A 20,207-nucleotide genomic window follows, 5' to 3' on the forward strand; every position below is an offset into this window, starting at 1 on the left:
GTTGGTTGAGGCCTCACTTGACCGGCGGCAGGGTCCGCTCGTTGGGATCCGAGCCCGCGGGCGGGAGCGCGCCATTGTTCGGCACGTCCGGTCGCGGGGCGTTGGCGGATCCGCGGATCTGCTGGTCCTGCGGCGGGTTCTGGCAGTAGCCCGCCCACCGCGGGAAGGTGTTCTCGGTGGCGACCTCCGTCCGCACCTTCTTGGTGGCGTAGTCACAGAAGGCACGCGGCCAGATGTCGACAATCGTGTAGAACTCGCCGTCGTGCGCGGGCACACCCATGGCGGAGGTGCCGATCACCAGCGACGGGAACAGTGCCCGCAGCGCCGGCGCGCGCAGCTGCGCGGCCCTGGTGATGGCCGCGAAGTTGGTGGCCAGACTGGTCATCGGGTCCGCGGTCCGGTCCAGCACCGCGCCGAGGTCCCGCATCTGGCCGGGGGCCTGCTCCAGGATCTTCTGGAGTTCGGCATTCGCGTCGTTGAACTGGTTGAACAACACACTCGAATTACGGGTCAGCGTACCCAGGTCCGGTTGCGCGAGCGCGGTGGTGCCGGAAATGACCTGCAAATTCTTGAGCAGGTTGGTGGTCTGCGGAAGCAGATCATCCAGGCCCTTGGTGGCGATGCTGACCGCGTTGATCAGCGAGCGCAGCTGGTCCGGGCCGCCGGACAACGCGGTGTCCAGCTCGGTCAGGATGACGCTGAACTTGTCCGGATCCACCTGCGCGATCAGGGCGCTGGCATTGTCGAGCACCGACCACACCGGGGTGGGCGTCTTGACCTTGGCCGGATCGAACTGCACCAGCGAACCGTTGTGCAGGAAGGGGCCGCTCTCGGTGTTCGGGCGGAAGTCGATGTACTGCTCGCCCGCGCCGGACAGCGCGCCCACCGCGACCACGGTGTCCGCGGGAATGGAGTACTTCTTGTCGATCTCGGCGGTGGCCGCGATGGCCGCGCCGTTGTCGATCAGCTTGATGTCGTCGACCTTGCCGACCCGGAAGCCGCGCAGGGTCACGTCATTGCCCGCCTGCAACCCACCGGAACGGTCCAGATTGACCGTCACCGTGTAGGTTTCGCGCAGCGGGTTCACCCGCATCACGCTGATCGCCAGGTAGGACGCGCCCACCAGCAGGATCAGCACCAGCGCGGCATTGGACACCAGGTTCTTGTGTCGCGATACCCAGTTCATCGGTGTCCCCCGTTGATCCGGCCGTAGATGATCTGCAGAACCTGGATCAGGCTGCCGCCGAAATCGTTGAGGTCCTTCACGTCCGGGAACTTGCTGTTCGCCGGATCGGTGAGCAGGCCGATGTCGAGCATGGTGAGGGTTCCGCTGACGGCCAGGACGTCGCCCTTGAAGGAGGCGTCGGCCTTGGGCCGGATTTCGTGCAGCGCGTCCAGCGCGGGGCCGAGCGTCTGATCGGTCCGGGCCAGCGCCGACATCAGCTGGTTCAGGTTGTCGAGCAGGCTGCCCAGCGAATCCGAGGTGGTGTTGGCGTAATCACCCAGGGCCGCACTGGTTGTCGAGATCTTGTTGAGCAGATCGCCGATGGCCTGGTTGTTCTCGGCGATGGCGCCGATCATGCCGGGCAGGCTGTCGGCCACCTGGCCGAGCTGCTGGTGGTTGGCCTCGATGGTGTTGGCCAGCGCGCTGAAGCCGGACAACACATTGTCGACCCGCGCGCTGTTGTTGTTCAGGCTGGTCATCACGCTGGTCATCTGGGTCAGCACATGGCCGAGCTGTTCACCGCGGCCGCCGACGATGGAGTCCATCTCGGAGGTCAGTTTGGACAGGCTGGCGATGCCGCCGCCGTTGAACAGCAACGAGACCGAGATCAGCAGCTCTTCGACGGTGGCGCCGGCCGAGGTGTTCTCGATCCGGGCGCCGTCCTTCAGCATTTCCGCGCCGGGCTGGGTCTTGGGCTTGGATACCGCCACGAAGACGTCGCCGAGCGGGGTGGCCTGCCGCAGTTCCGCCGTACTGCCCTGGGGCAATTCGATGTCCTTGCGGATGGCCAGGTCCACATTGGCCTTGAAATCCTTGGTGGTGATCTTGGTGACCACCCCGACGTCGGAACCACCGATCTTGACCTTGGCCTGATCCGGGAGGTTCAGGGCATTGTCGAAGGCCGCGTGAATGGTGTACGTATCGTTGCCCGGACCGGGTTTGGGCAGCGGCAGGCTCTCCACCGTGACACCGCAGCCCGACGCCACCACGGCCGTCGCGGTGACCGCGACCGCCACGATCGCGCGCCGCGCCCGATGGCCGGTGCGCTCATCCCAGAGGGCCGACATTCGATTGCTCATTTGGTCATCCCCAGCGCCGCCGCCATCAGACCGAAGTCGGGTCCGAAGTCCTCCATCTTGCCCGTCCGGCAGCCGTCCGCCCTCATCTGCACGCGCTCGCAGAACAGGCTGACGAGCTCACCCGAGAGCGCGGTGCCGATCAGGCCGTGCAGGCGAATGAAGTTGCCCTGCCGGTTGACCGAGCGGTCCAGGTTCTGCATGAGCAGTGGCGTCACGTCGACCACCTCGGTCACCCCGGCCGCGTTGTCGCGCAGCTGCTTGGTGACCGCGGTGAGCCCGGTGAGGGTGCCGTTGAGCTGATCGGAGTACTGCGAGAACGCGCCACTGGTGTTGGCCAGGAAGGCGTTCAGCTGATCGAGGGTGGCCTGCAGGCCGGGGGCCTGATCGGACAGCAGCCCGGTCATCTGGGTGATCTTGTTGCTGAATCCGCGCACCGAATCGTCGTTCTCGGCGAGCATGGTGGTCAGCTCGTTCAGCTTGATGATGATGGTGGAGATGGCGTCCTTGTTGTCCAGGCCCGTCTTCAGGGCGCCGGACAGCGAGTTGAGCACATCGCGCATCTTCTCGCCGTTGCCGTTCATCATCGGGTAGAGCACCCGGCCCGAGAGCGGGCCGATGCCGTCCTGTCCCTCTTGGGGTTTCAGCGCGGCGGCGAACGAGTCGATGGTCTTGATCATGGTGTCCAGCTCGACCGGGGTCTTGGTCTGCTGGGTGGTCAGGTGCGCGCCGTCGTGCAGCTTGTCCCCACCGGTGTAGCGCGGGGTCAGCTCGATGTGCCGGTCGGTCACGATGGACGGCGAAACCAGTGCGGCCTGAACGTTCTTCGGGATGTCGACGCCCTTGTCCACGGTCATGTGGACCTCGACGTACTGGCCCTTGGGCACGATCTTGTCGACCCGGCCCACCTCGAGCCCGAGCACGGTGATCGGGTTGCCCTCGAACATGCCCGCGATATTGAGGAAGTCGGCGGTGAAGTGCTGGGTCTGGCCCGCGGCGTCCTTCACTCCGAGCGGAACGAGCGAGCAGGAGCCGACGGCGGCGGCCGCCACACCGATCATGGCCGCCTGGGCGAATCGTTTCAGCATCATTGGTGGCACCCCTCGTTCACCTGCGCGAAGCACAACCAGTTGTCCGGGAACAGCCAGGGCAGCGCGACCTCACCGTAGTTGCCGTTGCCGAAGACGTTGTTGAACTGCCGCACGGCCGGCGGCATGATCGACAGCAGCCGGTCCAGGTTGTCCTTGTTCTTCTGCAGACCCTCGGCCATGGTGTTGAGCTGGATCAGGGTGGGGCCGAACCGGTTGTCGTTCTGCGCCCCGATCTGCTGCAACTGCTTGCTGAGCATGGCGATGTTGTCCAGCAGGCTCTTCAGCAGACCCTGCCGCTCCATCACCCGGTTGGCGATGGCCTCGCCCTGGGTGATCACCAGCAGCACGCTGTTGCGGTTGTCGCCGAGGATCTTGGTGACCTTGTCCAGATCCTTGAGCAGCTGGTCGACCTGGTCCTTGCGGTTGTTCATGGTCTTGGCCAGCGCGCCGATGGCGTCGAGGGCCTGCACCGTCATCTGGGGGGTGTCGCCCATCTGCTGATTGATCAGATTGAGCGAGTCGGCCAGCTTCTTGGTGTCGAGCTCCTCGAACTTCGGCGTGCCCTCCTGGACCACGTCGGCCAGGTTGTAGGGAACCACGGTGTTGGACTTGGGGATCCGGTTGCCCTTCAGGCCCTTGCCGTCACCCGGGACGAGGTCGACGTAACGCGCGCCCAGCAGGGTCGCCATCTTGATCGACGCCTTGGCGTCCTGGCCGAGCTTCACATCGTCATTGACGCTCAGGGTGATCAGCACGTGGTCGCCCTCGAGCTCGGCGGCCGAGACGGTGCCGACCGGGACGCCGGAGACGTCCACCTTGTCACCGACCTTGATGCCGGCGGTCTGCACGAACTCCGCCTTGACGCTCTTGGTGCCGATGCCCACCGACTTGTAGATGGAGGAGCCCATCAGCAGTCCGACGATCACCGCGGCGCCGAGCACGCCGAGCCAGAAGTTGCGGTTGGAATTGAAGCGGGACTTGAGTTTCGACATCATGGCCGGCACACCGCCGAGTGGGAGTTGCCGCCGATCTGCGAGAACAGACCGCGCGGGAAGAGGACACCGTACAGCGAGATATCCAGGCTGCACAGGTAGGCATTGGCGTAGGCGCCGTTCTGGGTGAACTTGCCGACATCGGAGAGGATGCCGGGCAGATCCACCGCGGCCTGGTCCAGTTTGGAACCGTTGGCCAGCAGCAGCGCGAGCGCGTCGTTGGAGGAAGCCTGTGCCGCCACCAGCTTGGGCTGGATCTTGCCGAACATGTCGACCAGACCCAGTGTGGCGTCGGCGATCTGGACCGTGGACGCCTGCAGCGACTGGCCCTGCGCGTACAGGCCGCCGATCAGGGCGCGGGTCTGGGTGACCAGCGTCTCCAGTTCGTCGCCGCGCTTGGCCAGGCCGGACATGACGCTGGACAGGTTGGTGATCACGTCGGAGAGGATCCCGTCGCGGCGTTCGAAGTCCGAGGCCACCGCGGCGGCCTGGGTGATGAACGCGCTCAACGAGACATTGTCGCCCTGCAACGCCAGGATGAAGGTGTTGGACAGGTTGTTCACCTGCTCCGGCTGCAGCACCTGGAACAGCGGCTGGAAACCGTTGAGCAGACCCGAGACGTCGAAGGACGGCTCGGTGCGCTCGATCGGGATCACCCCATTGTTCTTCAGCGCCACGTGATCACCGGTCTTCGGCTTGCCCGCGACCGGCGGGGTCAGCGCGACATACCGCTGACCGATCAGGTTCTGGTAGCGGACCAGGGCCTTGGTGTCGCCGAACAGCGTCTGATCGCGCTGCACGATGAAGGTCACCTTGGCCTGGTTCTTGCTGTCCAGGTCGATCTTCTCCACCTTGCCGACGCGCACGCCCGCCATCCGGACGTCGTCGCCCGGACGCAGACCCAGCACATCGGTGAAGGTGGCGGAGTAGGTGTTGGTGGACCCCTGCACGGTGCGGGCCAGTGTGTTCCAGATGACCGCGGTCACCAGGACGGACACGATCGCGAAGATGCCGAAGCCGATCAGCGGTTTGCGAATGCTCATCGGCCGGCCTCGCTCTGCGTCAGGTGCACGGTCGCATCCTTCAGAATCGGGCTCAGCAGCAGGTATTCCGCCGCGGTGGGACGCCGTCCGAGCATCGCGGTGATGGCGTCGTCACCGGCGAGGGCGATGTCCTTACCGGTCGCCGGGGCGCCCGGCTGGCTCGCCGGGGCCGCGGGAACCAGGTTCGGGAACATGCCCTGCAGCGGGGTGCCCGCGAGCGGGTCGCTGCCCGGCTGCTTCGGAGCCTCACCGGTCGAGGGCGTACCCGTGACGGTCACGCCCGGGATCAGCGGGAAGCCCGGCGGCGGCGCGGTGATCGGCAGACCCGCCGCGGCGTCGATGGCCCTGGGCCGCAGCGAGTCCGGCAGCGTGCCCGGATCCGAGGTGAGCGGCGCGGTACCGCAGCTGGGCCCGGCCAGCTCGCCGTAGCGCGGGCAGTCCTCGCGGGTGTAGGGCTTGTACGGCGTGAACGTGATGCCCACGTTCCAGATCATCTGGTTTTGCGGGCCCCAATGGAAGGAGGAGCTCAGCTTGCGGACCGAGTCATTGAGGTTGTAGATGGCCTGCGGGATCGCGTCCGGGTTGTCCGACAGCGCGCCGAACAGGGCGCTGGTGCCGTTGGTGACGTCCTTACCGACATTGGGGTTGCGGGCGAAGAGCCCGTTCACCTTGTCGATGGTGTTGGACGTCCCGGCGAGCAGCGCGGTCAGCTCGGCCCGGCGGTCGGAGATGGTCTGCGCGGTCTTGACCGAATCCTGCAGCACCCCCATCAGTTCCGGCGCGGACTGGTTGAGCGCGCGGAAGGAGGTGGAGAAGTCGTCGAGGAAACCGCCGACGTTCGGGACCGACCCGCGCACGCCCGCGAGCCAGGTGTCGACGCGCTCGATGGTGGAGCCGGGCATCCGGCCGCTGCCGTCGAGGGCGTAGGACAGGGTGCCCAGCACCCGGCCCAGCTGCACCGGATCCAGCTTGCCGAGGATATTGCGGACCGTGGTGAGGGTGTCCTGCAGGGCGATGGTGCCCTTGGAGGTGTCCTCCGCGATCTGCGAGCCCTCTGCGAGGTGCGCGGAATCGGCTCCGTTGTAGACCAGTTCGACCGAGGTGACGGCGAACAGGTTGGACGGCACCACGCGCGCGGTGACATTGGCCGGGATGCCCGAGGTGTACTCGGGCTTCATCTCGATGTGCACCTGCTGCAGCTCGCCCTTGGCGGCCACCGACACATCCTTGACCGCGCCCACCAGCACGCCGCGGAACTTCACGTCCGCATTGGCCGGCAGGCCGTCACCGGTGGTGGTGAGATTCGCGGTGACGTTGACCTTTTCGACGAAGTAGCCCTTGTACCGCGCCATCAGGAATCCCAGGATGACGGCCATGACGGTGAGACCGCAGATACCGGCGATGAGCAGCTGCCGCATCGTCGGTCCGCGCCCGCTCGGATCGATGATCATCGTGTGCGCCCCCTATCCCGAGATCCGGATACCGGGGTTGACCCCCCAGATCGCCAAGGTCATGAACAGGTCGGCGAAGACGACCGCGATGATGCAGTACTTGATCGCGCGACCAGCGGCCACACCCACGCCCTCCGGGCCGCCGGAGGCGAAATACCCGTAGTAGCACTGGATGAAGGTGGTGATCGCGACGAAGATGATCGCCTTCAGCAGTGAGTACAGCACATCGTGGGGGATCAGGAACTGATAGAAGTAGTGCTGGAAAGTGCCTGTCGCGGTGCCGCCCACCAGGGACACGGTCAACGAGCAGGAGATGTAGGCCAGCGGCAGCGCCAGGCAGTACAGCGGCACGATGGCGATCATGGCCGCGATCATGCGGGTGCTGACCAGGTACGGAAGCGGCCGGATGGCAACCGATTCCAGCGCGTCGATCTCCTCGGAGATGCGCATGGCGCCCAGCTGCGCGGTGAACCGGCAGCCCGCCTGCGCCGCGAACGCGACCGTGGCCAGCATGGGCCCGAGCTCACGCGTGGTGGCGAAGGCGGAGATGGCACCGGTCAGCGGGCTCAACCCGAGCAGGTTCAGCGAGGTGTAGCCCTGGATGGCGACGGTCATGCCGCCGAACGCCGACAGGATCAGCACCACGCCGATGGTGCCGCCACCGACCACGAGATTGCCGTTGCCCCAGGTGACGTCGGACAGCAGCCGCCACACCTCTTTGGGGTACTGCTTGAACGCCATCGGCATGGAGCCGATCGAGCGTAGGAAGAAGAAGACCTGGTGGCCGATGCGCGCCAGCCAGTCGCGCGGCCATCCGGCCGCGCCCTTGATGCGTGTGAACGGCCGCAGCAGCGGCGGTACGTAAGTAGCTGACACGGCTCAGACCATCGCTGGGGGGAAGAAGGAGTTGTACAGCTGCGTGATGATCAGATTGACGCCGAAGAGCATGACCGCCGACATGACCACGGCGGTGTTCACCGCGTTGGCGACACCGCCCGGGCCACCCTTGGCATTGAGCCCGGAGTCGCAGGCGATGATGGCCGCGAGCAGGCCGAATATGAGCGACTTCAGCAGGGCGGCAATCAGATCGGCCGTGACGGCGAAGGACGAGAAGGTCCCGATGTAGGAGCCCGGCGTGCCGTTCTGCGCGAAGATGTTGAAGACGTAGCCGGTCAGGAAGCCGACGAAAACCACGAAGCCGCAGAGCAGTACGGAGACCAGCATGGCCGCGCCGAGGCGGGGGGCCACCAGCCGCCGCATGGGATCGACGCCCATCACCTTCATAGCGTCGATCTCCTCGCGGATGGTCCGCGAGCCGAGGTCGGCGCAGATGGCCGAACCGACCGCGCCGGCGATCATGAGCGAGGTGACCAGCGGCGCACCCTGCTGAATGATGCCCAGGCCGTTGGCCGCACCGATGAACGAGGTCGCACCGACCTGTCCGGCAACCGAACCCACCTGGATCGAGACGATGACGCCGATCGGAATGGCGACCAGCAGGGTGGGGGCGGCGGCGACATTGGCCATGAAGGCGCACTGCCGCACGAACTCACCGTAGGGGAAGCGTCGGCGGAAGATGGCCACGAAGAGCTCGGTGACCGCCGCGACACCCATCACCATCATGCGGCCGCCGGTTTCCAGCGACCGTTTCGGATGGTCCCGCCAGTACCCCTTGGCCCAATCCACTGCCGTATTCATCCGTGACGCCGGCGGTGGACTCCCCGGTCCCCCCGGGATCGTGGTCGACTGCACTGACTACCCCTCTCGACGCCGGAGTTACCCGCCTCCGGCGACTGTTTGCTTGACGCACCCTACTACGGAGTTAGGAAAAACACACCACCGATTGTGGTTCCGATCATAGAGCCGGATCACATTCACGCTATGGCTGTGAACAGCCACATCAGGGTCGGTTTTCGTGCAAAAGAACCTGGCAGAGATCTAGAACTTGTTCTAGTTTTCGACTAACTACCGGAAGATGAGAACACCTACCGGGTAACAATTTGTAGGACCAAATTTATCGGAATTCGATAGCCATTGTGCATTGTTCCGATATACCCATCCAACTAGCTAAGTGCCGCGAAGCCCAGCAGGACACGGCTCGGCAACACAAGGCGGTACAACCGCCAACTGGGCCCGAATACTGACAGGATGTGTAACCGCAGGTTGCGATTCGTGCGGCTTCCGACACCTGGAGGGACATGATCAACAAACTGGCCGGGGCGACCGGCGTGCTCGCCGTCGCTATCGGCACCGTGCTCACCGGCGCCGGAGCCGCTCACGCCGATGGAGGCGCCGTCATCGGCGGCGGCTCCGGGATCATCATCGACGATCAATACGAATGCACGGTCACCACCATCGGTTACGACGGAGCGGGTCGCCTGGTCGGCCTCACCGCCGGTCACTGTGGCGACGCGGGCTCCAAGGTCTGGGCCGAAAAGGACCGGGCCGCAGGTCAGATCGGGCAGTTCGCGTACTCCAACCACGATCTGGACTACGCCGTCATCCAGTTCGATCCGAACCGGGTCGTCCCGGTCAACCGGATCGGCGGCGTCACCATCACCGGCATGGGCGGTCCGGCGACCTTCCCCGCCATCGTCTGCAAGGAGGGCCGGACCACCGGCAACACCTGCGGCGTCGCGTGGGGCGACGTCTTCGACACCAATGTCGAGACCTGGAGCCAGATGTGCGTCGTCGAGGGCGATTCCGGCGCGCCGGTCGTCGTCGGCACCACCCTGGTCGGCATGGTCAACGCCTACCTGGCGGTGGCCTGCTTCGGCCCGGAGGTCGGCACCAATATGAGCGCGATCATGGATGACGTCAACGGACGGGGCGGTGTCGGCGCGGGCTACCGGCCCGTCTGACCGGCCCCTCGGTCATCCGAGGCGGGAAATGCTGAAAGCGGCGGTGATTCGAGAATCACCGCCGCTTTCCGCCGTACCGGTCCTGGAGCGTTTCGCCCCGGTGCTAGAGGGTGTTCACGCAGACGACGAAGTTGCGATCGTCGTAGACGTAGCCCTGGTCGCCGTCGGGGCAGTCGTCGACGCTGGTGCTGTGCTGCACGATCGACACCACCTTCACGCCCTCGGTGGCCGTCTTGCTGGTGCACGGGATGCGGTGCGCGGTGTCGCCGCCGACCTCCATGCAGTCGCCCACCACCCAGTCGATGGTCAGGCAGAGCGCGCCGGTCTCGGACCCGTTGAGGGTCTCGTAGTAGACCTGGTCGGAGTCCTTGCCGCACTGGGCATTCTTCGGGGCCTTGCCGGTCACCTTGTAGTTGGAGTCCTGGCTGCCGCACACCGCCTTGTCGATGGTGGCGTTCTCGGTGGTGCCGCCCAGCTTCACGCAGTCGCCGATCGAGGCGTGGAAGTCGGTCTTGCCACCGCGATCCGCGCGCGGAGTGGTGGTCGGCGCACCGGGCTTGCCGGGCTTGGTGGGCGTGTTCCCCGGGGTCTTGGTCGTGGTCGGGAGCACGATATCGCCGGGGGCGGCCGTCGGATGGCCGGTGACGGTGCTCCCACAGCCGGCGAGCAGCAGGGCGGCGACGGCGGAGATCGCGGGCACGACGATCCGGACGGAAAGCTGCTGACGCAACACGGGCGAGTCCTATATTTCGAAACAAACAGGTTTGAGTTGTGCGCCCATGAGTACACCACGGGCACCCAGAAGATCGAATCAAGGCTGCGAACCATTTCATCCGGGCACCCGTAGAGGAAGCCATGAGCACCGACATCCTGGAGCGGTACGTCACCTGGCGGCGGGCCCGCGACGGCGATCCCTTCCGGGTGCGCATGCCCACGCTCGGTTCGGTTCTCTTCACCGGCACCGCCGCGGGTGCGCGGGAACTGTTCCGCGCGCCGATGGATCTGCTGGAACCGCCGCTGCCCAATCCGATCGAGCCGATGGTCGGCGCGGCCTCACTCATCCTGGCCCGCGGCGAGCGGCACCGGCGCGAGCGGGCCCTGCTCGCGCCCGCCTTCCACCGCAATCGAATCAGCGCCTACGGCACCGTCATTCGCGACGCCACCCGCGCCGAACTGCATGGCGAACGCACCGGGACGCCGTGGCGGCCGGGCACCCGCGTCGATGCCCGCGCGGCGGCCCGGGCACTCACGCTGCGGGTGATCCTGGCGGCCGTGTTCGGCATCGACGAGCCCGCGCGGCGTGCCGAGTACACCGCCGCCACCACCGCCTTCCTGGAATCCTTCGGCAGCACGCTGTTCCTGGCTCCGGGCCTGCGGCGCAACATGTTCGGGCTCACGGGCTGGGAGCGGTTCGCCGCGGCGCGGGACCGGCTCGACGAACTCGTCGACGCCGAGGTGACGCGGCGGCGCGCGCACGGGGGCGGCGGCACGGATCTGCTGGCGCTGCTGCTGGATACGCGTTACGAGGACGGTGACGCCATCAGCGACACCGACCTGCGCGAGCAGTTGCGCACGCTGCTGGTGGCGGGGCACGAAACCACCGCCACCGCACTGGTGTGGGCGCTGTACCGGCTGCACCGGGAACCGGACACACTGGCCCGGCTGCGCGGCGAATTGACCGGCGCCGGAACCGATCCCGATCCGGCCGAGCTGATGAAGCTCCCCTACCTGGACGCGGTCTGCCAGGAGACGCTGCGGTTGCATCCGCCGGTGCCGATCGTGTTGCGCAGGCTCACAGGTGATTTCACGCTGCTCGGCACGCGGCTGGCGGCGGGGGACACCATGGGGGTGTCGGTGCACCTGCTGCACACCGATCCCGCGGTGTGGCCGGAACCACGGCGTTTCCGGCCCGAACGGTTCCTCGAGCGTAAATACGGCCCGTTCGAGTACGCGCCGTTCGGGGGCGGTCACCGGCGCTGCATCGGCGCCACCCTGGCCGATTACGAGCTGCGCATCGTGCTGGCAACCGTGCTGAGCGGAGTGCGGATGCGGCTCACGCCGCGCTTCGCGCGCGGGGGTGCGCCGATGTCGGTGCCACACACCATCACAGTCGGACCGCGGCGCGCCATCATGTTCGACATCGTCGAGTCGTGAAGCGACGTCGGTGATTTCGATCACAAGTAGGTTTTGGGGAGCAATCACTCCGAAAGCGGCCGTACCGGTGTCACTTTCGGTGAATCGCCGCCGCCATCGGCGCATACACGCCCAACGAGGAACCGGCCCATGGTGTTGTGACTGAGTGCACACCTAGCAGTCGGTACGAATAACTCGCAGAAGGCGGTTGGCGCACTCGACAGATCGCTGTAGTAATGGACGCGGGGTTGGGACTACTGCGGGTGAACTGCGCCCGCGTTCTGCGTGAAGAACAAAGATCTGAGAGGACCAAGCTGTGCGCCATACCCGGTATCGAAAGACGGGACTGATCGCCCTTGCCGCCATCGCGGCAACCGGAGCAGTGGTGGCAGCACCCGCCTCAGCGACTCCGCTATGGCCGGGCGGCCCGGACGTCCCGGGCACCCCCTCCGCGGTCATGCCGCAGCCCGAGCCGGGCTCGCTGCCGACCGACCCGAACGCCAAGGCGCCGATTCCGCCCGCCAACTTCGCGGCCCCGAACGTCAGCCCCGGCGACGGTGACGTGGTCGGCGTGGCCATGCCCGTCATCATCAACTTCAAGGACCCGGTCGGCGACCACGCCGCCGCCGAGAAGTCGATCCGCATCACCTCCACCAACAAGGTGAACGGCCACTTCTACTGGATGGGCGACAAGCAGGTCCGCTGGCGACCCGAGAACTTCTGGCCCGCCGGCTCCAAGGTGACCGTCCAGGCCGGCGGCACCGACGTGGCCTACACGATCGGCGACGAGTTCATCACCACCGCCGACGACACCACCCACACGATCACCGTGACCCGCAACGGCGAGGTCGTGAAGACCATGCCCACCTCCATGGGCAAGAAGGGTCACGAGACCCCGAACGGGACCTACATCGTCAGCGAGAAGAACCGCAAGATGATCATGGACTCGTCCACCTACGGCGTGCCGACCACCGCACCCGAGGGCTACAAGCTCGAGGTCGAATACGCGACCCGCATGTCCAACAGCGGCATCTTCGTGCACGCCGCCCCGTGGAGCGTGGCACAGCAGGGCGTCTCCAACGCCTCGCACGGCTGCCTGAACGTGTCCACCGAGGACGCCAAGTGGTTCCAGGAGAACGTGCAGAAGGGCGACCCGGTCATCGTGCAGAACACCGCCGGCGGCACCCTGAACACCGGCGACGGCTGGGGCGATTGGAACTGATCCAGCTCTGAACACGAGGGCCGCGCTCGATTCGAGCGCGGCCCTCGCTGTTTTCTATTGGCTAACCGTTCATATTGTTTTGGCCTCGAAACATCTTGGGCGGTCGTACGATTCGGCGCATGTCCGCGCCCCTCGGTGGTGTGACCGGTGAACAGTCGGTGGCGGGTGCCGACCGACAGTTCAGCGAGCTACCATCTGGAATTAACCAGTCAGTTGCCAAAGGCCGCCAGGCTGCGCGGGTGCGATCTTGGCCCGAACGAGTACTCCCGACGCCCCCCGGGCGCGGGTGGCGAAACAGACCCTGGCGGGACTACGCGCTGTTCACCGTCCTGGTCGCGCCCAACCTGATCCTGTTGGGGCTGTTCGTCTATCGACCGCTGATCGACAACGTGCGACTGTCCTTCACCGACTGGAACATCTCCGCGACCACCCTGAACTGGGTCGGATTCGACAACTACACCGAATGGTTCGGGCGCGACGACTCCTGGCAGATCGTCGGCAATACCGTCGTGTTCACCGTCGCCGCGGTGCTGGGCAGCATGATCCTGGGCCTGGCCCTCGCGCTGCTGCTGGACCGCAAGCTGGTCGGGCGCAATGTGGTTCGATCCGCCATCTTCGCGCCGTACGTCATCTCCGGCGCGGCCATCGGCGTGGGCTTCCAGTTCATCTTCGACCCCGGCTTCGGCCTGATCCCGGACCTGCTGCAGCGGATGGGAATCCACTCACCCGACTTCGCGCAGGACCCGCACTGGGCGCTGTTCATGATCACGGTCACCTACATCTGGAAGAACCTGGGCTACAGCTTCGTCATCTATCTGGCGGCGCTGCAAGGGGTTCGGGCCGACCTGATGGAAGCCGCCGAGATCGACGGCGCCGGCCGCTGGACCACTTTCACCCGGGTGTTGCTGCCGCAGCTGCGGCCCACCACCTACTTCCTGTCGATCACGGTGCTGCTCAACTCGCTGCAGGTCTTCGACCTCATCAATGTGATGACCCGCGGCGGGCCCATCGGCACCGGCACCACGACCATGATCTACCAGGTCTATCGCGAATCCTGGGTGAACCAGCGGGCGGGCTACGGGGCGGCCGTCGCCACCATCATGTTCCTGGTGTTGCTGATCGTGACATTGATCCAGGTGCGCGTCATGGACCGAGGGGACGAGAAGTGAAGCGGCTGAACCTACTGCGCGCGTTCCACGATCAGGAGTTCTGGGCCAAGGTTTTCGGCTACGCCGCCATGGTGTGCGTGCTGATCATCATCGGCGTTCCGCTGTACTACATCCTCACGCGCTCGTTCATGGCGCACGCGGAGGTCTACTCCCAGCCGGTCAGCTACTGGCCGAAACAATGGCTGGCCTCCAACTATCACGACGCCACCACCACGCTGCCGTTCTGGCAGTTCCTGCGCAACTCCATCATCGTGACCAGCGTCGTGTCCGCGGTGAAGTTCGTGCTCGGCGTGCTCAGCGCCTACGGGCTGGTGTTCCTGCGCTTCCCCGGCAAGAACATCGTGTTCCTGGTGATCATCGCGGCGCTCATGGTGCCCAACCAGATCACCATCATCTCCAACTACGCGCTCATCGCGCAGCTGGGCTGGCGGAACACCTTCCAGGGCATCATCATTCCGCTCTGCGGCGTCGCCTTCGGCACCTTCCTCATGCGCAACCACTTCCTGTCGCTGCCCTCCGAGGTCATCGAGGCGGCACGGATGGACGGCGCGGGCTGGTGGCGGCTGCTGACCCGGGTGGTGCTGCCCATGTCCGGGCCCACCATGGTGGCGTTCGCGGTGGTCACCCTGGTGAACGAGTGGAACGAATACCTGTGGCCCTTCCTGATGGCCGACGACGCGCGGGTCGCCACCCTGCCGGTCGGCCTGACCCTGCTGCAGAACACCGAGAACCCCAGCGTCACCAACTGGGGACCCGTCATGGCCGGGGTCATCCTGACCATGCTCCCCATCCTCATCGTCTTCCTGGTGCTCCAGCGCCAGATGATCAAGGGCCTCACCTCCGGTGCGGTCAAGGGTTGAGTCCCAGAAGGAGATTCACGTGTCCGATACTCGCGCTTTTCAGAGACACCGTCCCGCGCTCTCGCGCCGCGGCTTCCTCGGCCTGGCCGGCGCGGCCGCGGGCGCGGTGGCCCTGACCGCGTGCGCCGGGTCCGGTGGCGGCGGCACCCAGGGCGGTGACTCGAAGACCATCACCTTCTGGTCCAACCACCCGGGCACCTCCAAGGATCAGGAAACCGAGCTGATCAACCGGTTCCAGGCCAAGTACCCGGACCTGAAGGTCAACCTGGTCGACGCGGGCAAGAACTACGAGGAGGTCGCGACCAAGTTCAATGCCGCGCTGTCCGGCGGCGAACTGCCCGACGTGGTCATCCTGTCCGACGTGTGGTGGTTCAACTACGCGCTCAACGGCACCATCGAACCGCTGGACAGCCACTTCGCCAGCGCCGGCGTGAACGTGTCCGACTACGTCGACACCTTCATCGGCGACTACAAGTTCAACGGCAAGACCTGGGCGCTGCCCTACTCGCGCTCGACGCAGATCTTCTACTACAACAAGGACGTCTGGGCGAAGGCCGGGCTGCCCGACCGCACCCCGAACAGCTGGGACGAGTTCGACGAGTGGGGCCCCAAGATCCAGGGCGTGCTCGGCGGCGACAAGTGGGCGCACGGCTGGGGTGACGCGAAGAACTACCTGGCCTGGACCTTCCAGGGCCCGTGCTGGACCTTCGGCGGCGCGTACTCCGACGAGTGGAAGCTGAAGTTCACCGACCCGGCCACCATCAAGGCCGGCCAATACCTGCGCGACTCCATCAACACCAAGAAGTACGCCAGCATCCGGCCCACCTACGCGGTCGACTTCGGCAACGGCATCATCGCCTCCGCCATCGGCTCCACCGGTGACCTCAAGAGCATCAAGACCAACTCCGCGGGCAAGACCGAATTCGGCACCGGCTTCCTGCCGCACCCGAACGGGGCGGGCGCCACCACCGGTGGTGCGGGCCTGGCGATTCCGTCGCGCATCAGCGACGCCCGCAAGGAGAACGCGCTGAAGTTCATCGACTTCATCACCAACGCGGCCAACACCTCCTACTTCTCGCAGGCCACCGGCTACATTCCGGTGCGCAAGTCGGCGCAGCAGGATCCGAGCATGGCGGACTTCCTGTCCAAGAACCCGAACTTCAAGACCGCCATCGATCAGCTGCCGCTGACCAAGCCGCAGAACTACGCGCGCGTGTTCGTGCCCGGCGGCGACCAGATCATCGGCACCGGGTTGGAGCAGATCGGCCTGCAGAACCGGGATGTCGCAGGCGCTTTCGGCGATATCGGCAACCAGCTGCAGACCATCATCGACCGGCAGATCACGCCCAAGCTGCCCAAGTAAGAACTAAGCGAGGAGACCCGCCCGCCATGGCGACTGTGCAGTTCGAGGGTGTTTCCCTCACCTATCCGGGTGCGCCCGGCCCCGCGGTCGACGACCTGAACCTGGAGATCGCCGACGGCGAATTCCTGGTGCTGGTCGGGCCTTCGGGCTGCGGCAAGTCCACCAGTCTGCGCATGCTGGCGGGTCTCGAAGCGGTGACCGCCGGGCGGCTGCGCATCGGCGGCCTGGACGTCACCGGCCTGCCGCCGCGCTCGCGCGACGTGGCCATGGTGTTCCAGAGCTACGCGCTCTACCCGAACATGACCGTGGCCGACAATATGGGGTTCGCGCTGCGTAATGCCGGAATGAGCAAGGCCGACACCCTGGTTCGGGTCAAGGAGGCCGCGGCCATGCTGGAGCTCGAGGACCTCCTGGACCGCAAACCCGCGCGGCTGTCCGGCGGCCAGCGGCAGCGCGTCGCCATGGGCCGCGCCATCGTGCGGCGGCCACAAGTCTTCTGCATGGACGAACCGCTGTCGAATCTCGATGCGAAACTGCGGGTCTCGACCCGCTCGCAGATCGCCGCGCTGCAGAAGCGGCTCGGCACCACCACCGTCTACGTCACCCACGACCAGGTCGAGGCCATGACCATGGGGCACCGGGTGGCGGTGATGAAGGACGGGAAGCTGCAGCAGGTCGCCGCCCCGCGGGAGCTCTACGACGACCCGGTCAACACCTTCGTCGCCGGATTCATCGGATCCCCCGGCATGAACCTGCTCACCGCGCCCGTCCGCGAAGGCGCGGCCGTGCTGAACGACCTGCGAATCCCGCTGCCGCACAGCGTCGACGGCGCCGATGTCATCATCGGCATACGGCCGGAATCGTGGGAGGTCACCACCGACGCGAGCGATGCGCTCGCGGTCGAGGTGGAGCTGCTCGAGGAGCTGGGCTCGGAATCGTTCGTCTACTCGCACGGCGTGGCCGACGAATGGTCCAGCCGTTCCGGCCGCGTGGTGGCGCGCGTCGACCGGCGCTTCCAGGTCGCGCTGGGCGACCGGCTCCACCTGACGCCCAAGCAGGACGAACTGTTCTTCTTCGACGCCGAAACCGAAGAGCGCCTGCGCTGATCCACCACGGCCGCGCCTCGAGCCCCACCCATCAGGACGGGGCTCGAGGTCGTCAGCGGTGAGTGATCACCAGATCTTCACGCGCTCCGCGGGATCCAGGTACAGCGCATCGCCGGGAGTGACCTCGAAGGCTTCGTGGAAGCTGTCGAGGTTGCGGACGACGCCATTGCAACGGAACTCCGGCGGGGAGTGCGGATCGACCGCGAGACGGCGAATCGCCTCCTCCGAGCGAGCCTTGGTGCGCCACACCTGTGCCCAGCCGAAGAACACGCGCTGCAAGCCGGTCAGCTGGTCGAGGACGGGGGAGTCCTGACCCTCGGTGGCGATCTTGTACGCCTCCAGCGCGATCGAGAGACCACCCAGATCACCGATGTTCTCACCGATGGTGAACTCGCCGTTGACCGTGTGGTCGTCGGACAGGTCCTTCGGCGAGAAGGTGCTGTACTGGGCGATCAGCGCCTTGGTGCGCTTGCCGAATTCGGTCCGGTCCGACTCCGTCCACCAGTCGATCATGTTGCCGTCGCCGTCGTACTTCGAACCCTGATCGTCGAAGCCGTGACCGATCTCGTGGCCGATGACCGCGCCGATACCGCCGTAGTTGGCGGCGTCGTCGGCGTTCATGTCGAAGAACGGGGGCTGCAGGATCGCGGCCGGGAAGACGATCTCGTTCATGCCCGGGTTGTAGTAGGCGTTCACCGTCTGCGGGGTCATGAACCACTCGCCGCGATCCACCGGGCCGCCCAGCTTGTTCAGATCCCGGTCATGCTCGGCGGCGTACCCGCTGCGGTAATTGCCCACCACGTCGGCGGGATCCACGGTGACGGCGGCATAGTCGCGCCACTCCTCCGGGTAGCCGATCTTGGGGGTGAACTTCTCCAGCTTGGCCAGCGCGGCCTGCCGGGTGTCCGGGCCCATCCATTCCAGCTCGGAGATATTGCGGCGGTAGGCCTCCTGCAGGTTCTCCACCAGCTCGACCATGCGGGCCTTGGCCGCGGGCGGGAAGTGCCGGGCCACATAGAGTTTGCCGACCGCCTCGCCGAGCAGGTCCTGCACCAGGGAGACGCCGCGCTTCCAGCGCTCCCGGTTCTCCTGCGCGCCGGTCAGGGTGCGGCCGTAGAAGTCGAAGCTCTCCTCGACCAGGGCCTCGGTCAGGTACGGGGCGCGGGCCTTCACCACACGCCAGGCGGCCCAGCCCTTCCAGTCCTCCAGCGACTCCGACGCCCAGGTCCGGGCGAAGGTGCGCACGTAATCGGGCTGGCGCACCACCAGTTCCGCGAACAGTTCGGCGCCCGCACGGTCCAGGCCGGCGGCCAGCGCGGAAGTCCAGGCGGTCCAGTCGAATTCCGGGTTCTCCGCGGCCAGGTCCGCGAAAGTCACCAGGTTGTAGCTCAATTCGGCGTCGCGGCGGCGCACCACGTCCCAATGGCCCGCGGCCAGCTTGGCTTCCAGGTCGAAGACCCGCTGCGCGTCGTAGTCCAGGCCCGCCAGCTCGAACATGCGGCGCATGTGCGCGACGTACTTCGCGCGGATCTCCGCGTATTCGTCCTTGTGGTAGTACGACTCGTCGGGCAGGCCGATGCCGGACTGAGTGGCGTGCACCAGGTAGCGGGTGGAGTTCTTGTCGTCGGTGTCGACGTAGAACGCCAGCGCGCCGCCGACGCCGGTGCGCTGCAGGCGGCCGATGAGGGCGGCGAACTCCGCGCGGTCGGCGACCGCGGCGACGGCCGCCAGCTCCTCGGCGATCGGGGTCAGGCCCGCGGCCTCGATGACCTCGGCGGCCATGAAGCTGTTGTACAGATCGCCGATCTTGCGCTCTTCGGAGCCGGGCGCGGCGTCGGCGGCCGAGGCGTCCTGGATGATCTTCTGCACATCCAGTTCGGCCTGGTCGTAGAGCGTGCGGAAGGCACCGTCGACCGCGCGGTCGGCCGGTATTTCGTAGGTGTCCAGCCATTTGCCGTTGACGTGCGCGAACAGGTCGTCCTGCACCCGCACGTCCGCGTCACGGAAGGACAGGTCGATACCGGAAGGAGGCGTCAGCTGCGAAGTCACAATGTCCATCTTGCCCTCCGCTCCGCTCCGGGCGGGTTCGTGGCGCTGAAAGTCTCGTTCTTCCCTCCCTCCGCTCCTCCGCTTCGCTCCCCCGCTCCACTCAGTCCAGAACGAGACGCGCCACGAACCACCGAGGCTCAGCCTGCCGCCGAGCCTCGGAGCTGCGCGGTTCGACGACTACGCGCGTTGCAGGCGCCGGTCGAACTCTCCGTCCCGGGCGCCGTCGACGAAGGCGCGCCACTCGCCCGGGGTGTAGACCAAGGTCGTGTCGTGGTGCCGGAGGGAGGTGTGGCCGTCCGCACCGGTCTCCGCGATGAGCGCGGCGCGGTGGATATGGCGGCCCAGCACGGCGGCCAGGAATGTCATCCATTCGGCCGCGGTGACGGTGATGATGGGCTCGTCGTCAGGGCGATGTTCCGGATTGCGCCGGTACTTGCTGTCGCGGATGAGCACCGCATCACCGTCGAATCGAACCTCCACGCACTGATTTCCGTTATTGGTACGAGTCGACGTGAACCAGCCGCTGGATTCCGGCTGATACTTCGCGGTGGTAAGCATGGGCAGCA

General features: G+C 66.1%; 18 protein-coding genes. 7 read left to right on the forward strand and 11 right to left on the reverse strand.

Features of this window, described 5'->3' with window-relative positions:
• Nucleotides 1-13 precede the first annotated feature (13 nt).
• From ACFRAQ_RS23220 to ACFRAQ_RS23255, 8 genes are read right to left on the reverse strand one after another with little or no spacing between them, the layout of a single operon-like run.
• On the reverse strand, nt 14-1,186 hold the full coding sequence (locus ACFRAQ_RS23220; RefSeq protein ID WP_379102897.1) for an MlaD family protein: 1,173 nt from the start codon (nt 1,184-1,186) through the stop codon (nt 14-16).
• Entirely contained in the window at nt 1,183-2,304 is a 1,122-nt protein-coding gene (locus ACFRAQ_RS23225; protein ID WP_379102899.1) for an MCE family protein, read from the reverse strand. Before ACFRAQ_RS23225 ends, ACFRAQ_RS23220 begins: the two co-directional genes overlap by 4 nt.
• Nucleotides 2,301-3,392, reverse strand: a complete 1,092-nt coding sequence (locus ACFRAQ_RS23230) for an MCE family protein (protein WP_379102901.1) — start codon at nt 3,390-3,392, stop codon at nt 2,301-2,303. The genes ACFRAQ_RS23225 and ACFRAQ_RS23230 overlap by 4 nt, the downstream gene beginning before the upstream one ends.
• Nucleotides 3,389-4,384, reverse strand: coding sequence for an MCE family protein (locus ACFRAQ_RS23235; RefSeq protein WP_379103736.1), 996 nt, complete (start codon nt 4,382-4,384; stop codon nt 3,389-3,391). Before ACFRAQ_RS23235 ends, ACFRAQ_RS23230 begins: the two co-directional genes overlap by 4 nt.
• Nucleotides 4,384-5,427 carry an MCE family protein gene (locus ACFRAQ_RS23240; protein WP_379102903.1) on the reverse strand — a complete coding sequence of 348 codons (1,044 nt, stop codon included), beginning with the start codon at nt 5,425-5,427 and terminating at the stop codon, nt 4,384-4,386. The genes ACFRAQ_RS23235 and ACFRAQ_RS23240 overlap by 1 nt, the downstream gene beginning before the upstream one ends.
• Complete coding sequence (locus ACFRAQ_RS23245; protein ID WP_379102905.1) at nt 5,424-6,878, reverse strand: MlaD family protein; 1,455 nt, start codon at nt 6,876-6,878, stop codon at nt 5,424-5,426. Before ACFRAQ_RS23245 ends, ACFRAQ_RS23240 begins: the two co-directional genes overlap by 4 nt.
• A gap of 12 nt (nt 6,879-6,890) precedes the next feature.
• On the reverse strand, nt 6,891-7,754 hold the full coding sequence (locus ACFRAQ_RS23250; protein WP_357274830.1) for an ABC transporter permease: 864 nt from the start codon (nt 7,752-7,754) through the stop codon (nt 6,891-6,893).
• Between the two features lie 3 nt (nt 7,755-7,757).
• Nucleotides 7,758-8,576, reverse strand: coding sequence for an ABC transporter permease (locus ACFRAQ_RS23255; RefSeq protein ID WP_357088587.1), 819 nt, complete (start codon nt 8,574-8,576; stop codon nt 7,758-7,760).
• A 500-nt stretch (nt 8,577-9,076) separates the two neighbouring features.
• On the opposite strand from ACFRAQ_RS23255, the gene ACFRAQ_RS23260 reads away from it, so the two are divergent.
• Nucleotides 9,077-9,739, forward strand: a complete 663-nt coding sequence (locus ACFRAQ_RS23260; RefSeq protein ID WP_379102908.1) for a serine protease — start codon at nt 9,077-9,079, stop codon at nt 9,737-9,739.
• A 103-nt stretch (nt 9,740-9,842) separates the two neighbouring features.
• On the opposite strand, the gene ACFRAQ_RS23265 is transcribed toward ACFRAQ_RS23260, so the two are convergent.
• Nucleotides 9,843-10,472, reverse strand: a complete 630-nt coding sequence (locus ACFRAQ_RS23265; protein WP_357088584.1) for a hypothetical protein — start codon at nt 10,470-10,472, stop codon at nt 9,843-9,845.
• Nucleotides 10,473-10,594: 122 nt separating this feature from the next.
• On the opposite strand from ACFRAQ_RS23265, the gene ACFRAQ_RS23270 reads away from it, so the two are divergent.
• The 6 genes from ACFRAQ_RS23270 to ACFRAQ_RS23295 all read left to right on the forward strand — a co-directional run bounded on the left by ACFRAQ_RS23270 (nt 10,595) and on the right by ACFRAQ_RS23295 (nt 17,592).
• Nucleotides 10,595-11,893 (forward strand): cytochrome P450, encoded by a 1,299-nt coding sequence (locus ACFRAQ_RS23270; protein ID WP_379102910.1) that lies wholly within the window; start codon nt 10,595-10,597, stop codon nt 11,891-11,893.
• Between the two features lie 295 nt (nt 11,894-12,188).
• Entirely contained in the window at nt 12,189-13,094 is a 906-nt protein-coding gene (locus tag ACFRAQ_RS23275) for an Ig-like domain-containing protein (protein WP_379102912.1), read from the forward strand.
• 239 nt (nt 13,095-13,333) lie between these two features.
• Nucleotides 13,334-14,263 (forward strand): carbohydrate ABC transporter permease, encoded by a 930-nt coding sequence (locus tag ACFRAQ_RS23280; protein WP_379102914.1) that lies wholly within the window; start codon nt 13,334-13,336, stop codon nt 14,261-14,263.
• 68 nt (nt 14,264-14,331) lie between these two features.
• Nucleotides 14,332-15,123, forward strand: coding sequence for a carbohydrate ABC transporter permease (locus tag ACFRAQ_RS23285; RefSeq protein ID WP_379103738.1), 792 nt, complete (start codon nt 14,332-14,334; stop codon nt 15,121-15,123).
• A gap of 19 nt (nt 15,124-15,142) precedes the next feature.
• Complete coding sequence (locus tag ACFRAQ_RS23290) at nt 15,143-16,486, forward strand: ABC transporter substrate-binding protein (RefSeq protein WP_379102916.1); 1,344 nt, start codon at nt 15,143-15,145, stop codon at nt 16,484-16,486.
• 26 nt (nt 16,487-16,512) lie between these two features.
• Nucleotides 16,513-17,592, forward strand: coding sequence for an ABC transporter ATP-binding protein (locus ACFRAQ_RS23295; protein WP_379102918.1), 1,080 nt, complete (start codon nt 16,513-16,515; stop codon nt 17,590-17,592).
• Between the two features lie 66 nt (nt 17,593-17,658).
• Here ACFRAQ_RS23295 and ACFRAQ_RS23300 read toward each other — a convergent pair whose 3' ends face one another.
• Entirely contained in the window at nt 17,659-19,650 is a 1,992-nt protein-coding gene (locus tag ACFRAQ_RS23300; protein ID WP_379102920.1) for a M13 family metallopeptidase, read from the reverse strand.
• A 168-nt stretch (nt 19,651-19,818) separates the two neighbouring features.
• On the reverse strand, nt 19,819-20,199 hold the full coding sequence (locus ACFRAQ_RS23305; protein WP_379102922.1) for a DUF397 domain-containing protein: 381 nt from the start codon (nt 20,197-20,199) through the stop codon (nt 19,819-19,821).
• Nucleotides 20,200-20,207: the final 8 nt, after the last annotated feature.

The sequence above is a fragment of the Nocardia sp. NPDC056611 genome (genome assembly GCF_042792755.1).
Lineage (GTDB): Bacteria > Actinomycetota > Actinomycetes > Mycobacteriales > Mycobacteriaceae > Nocardia.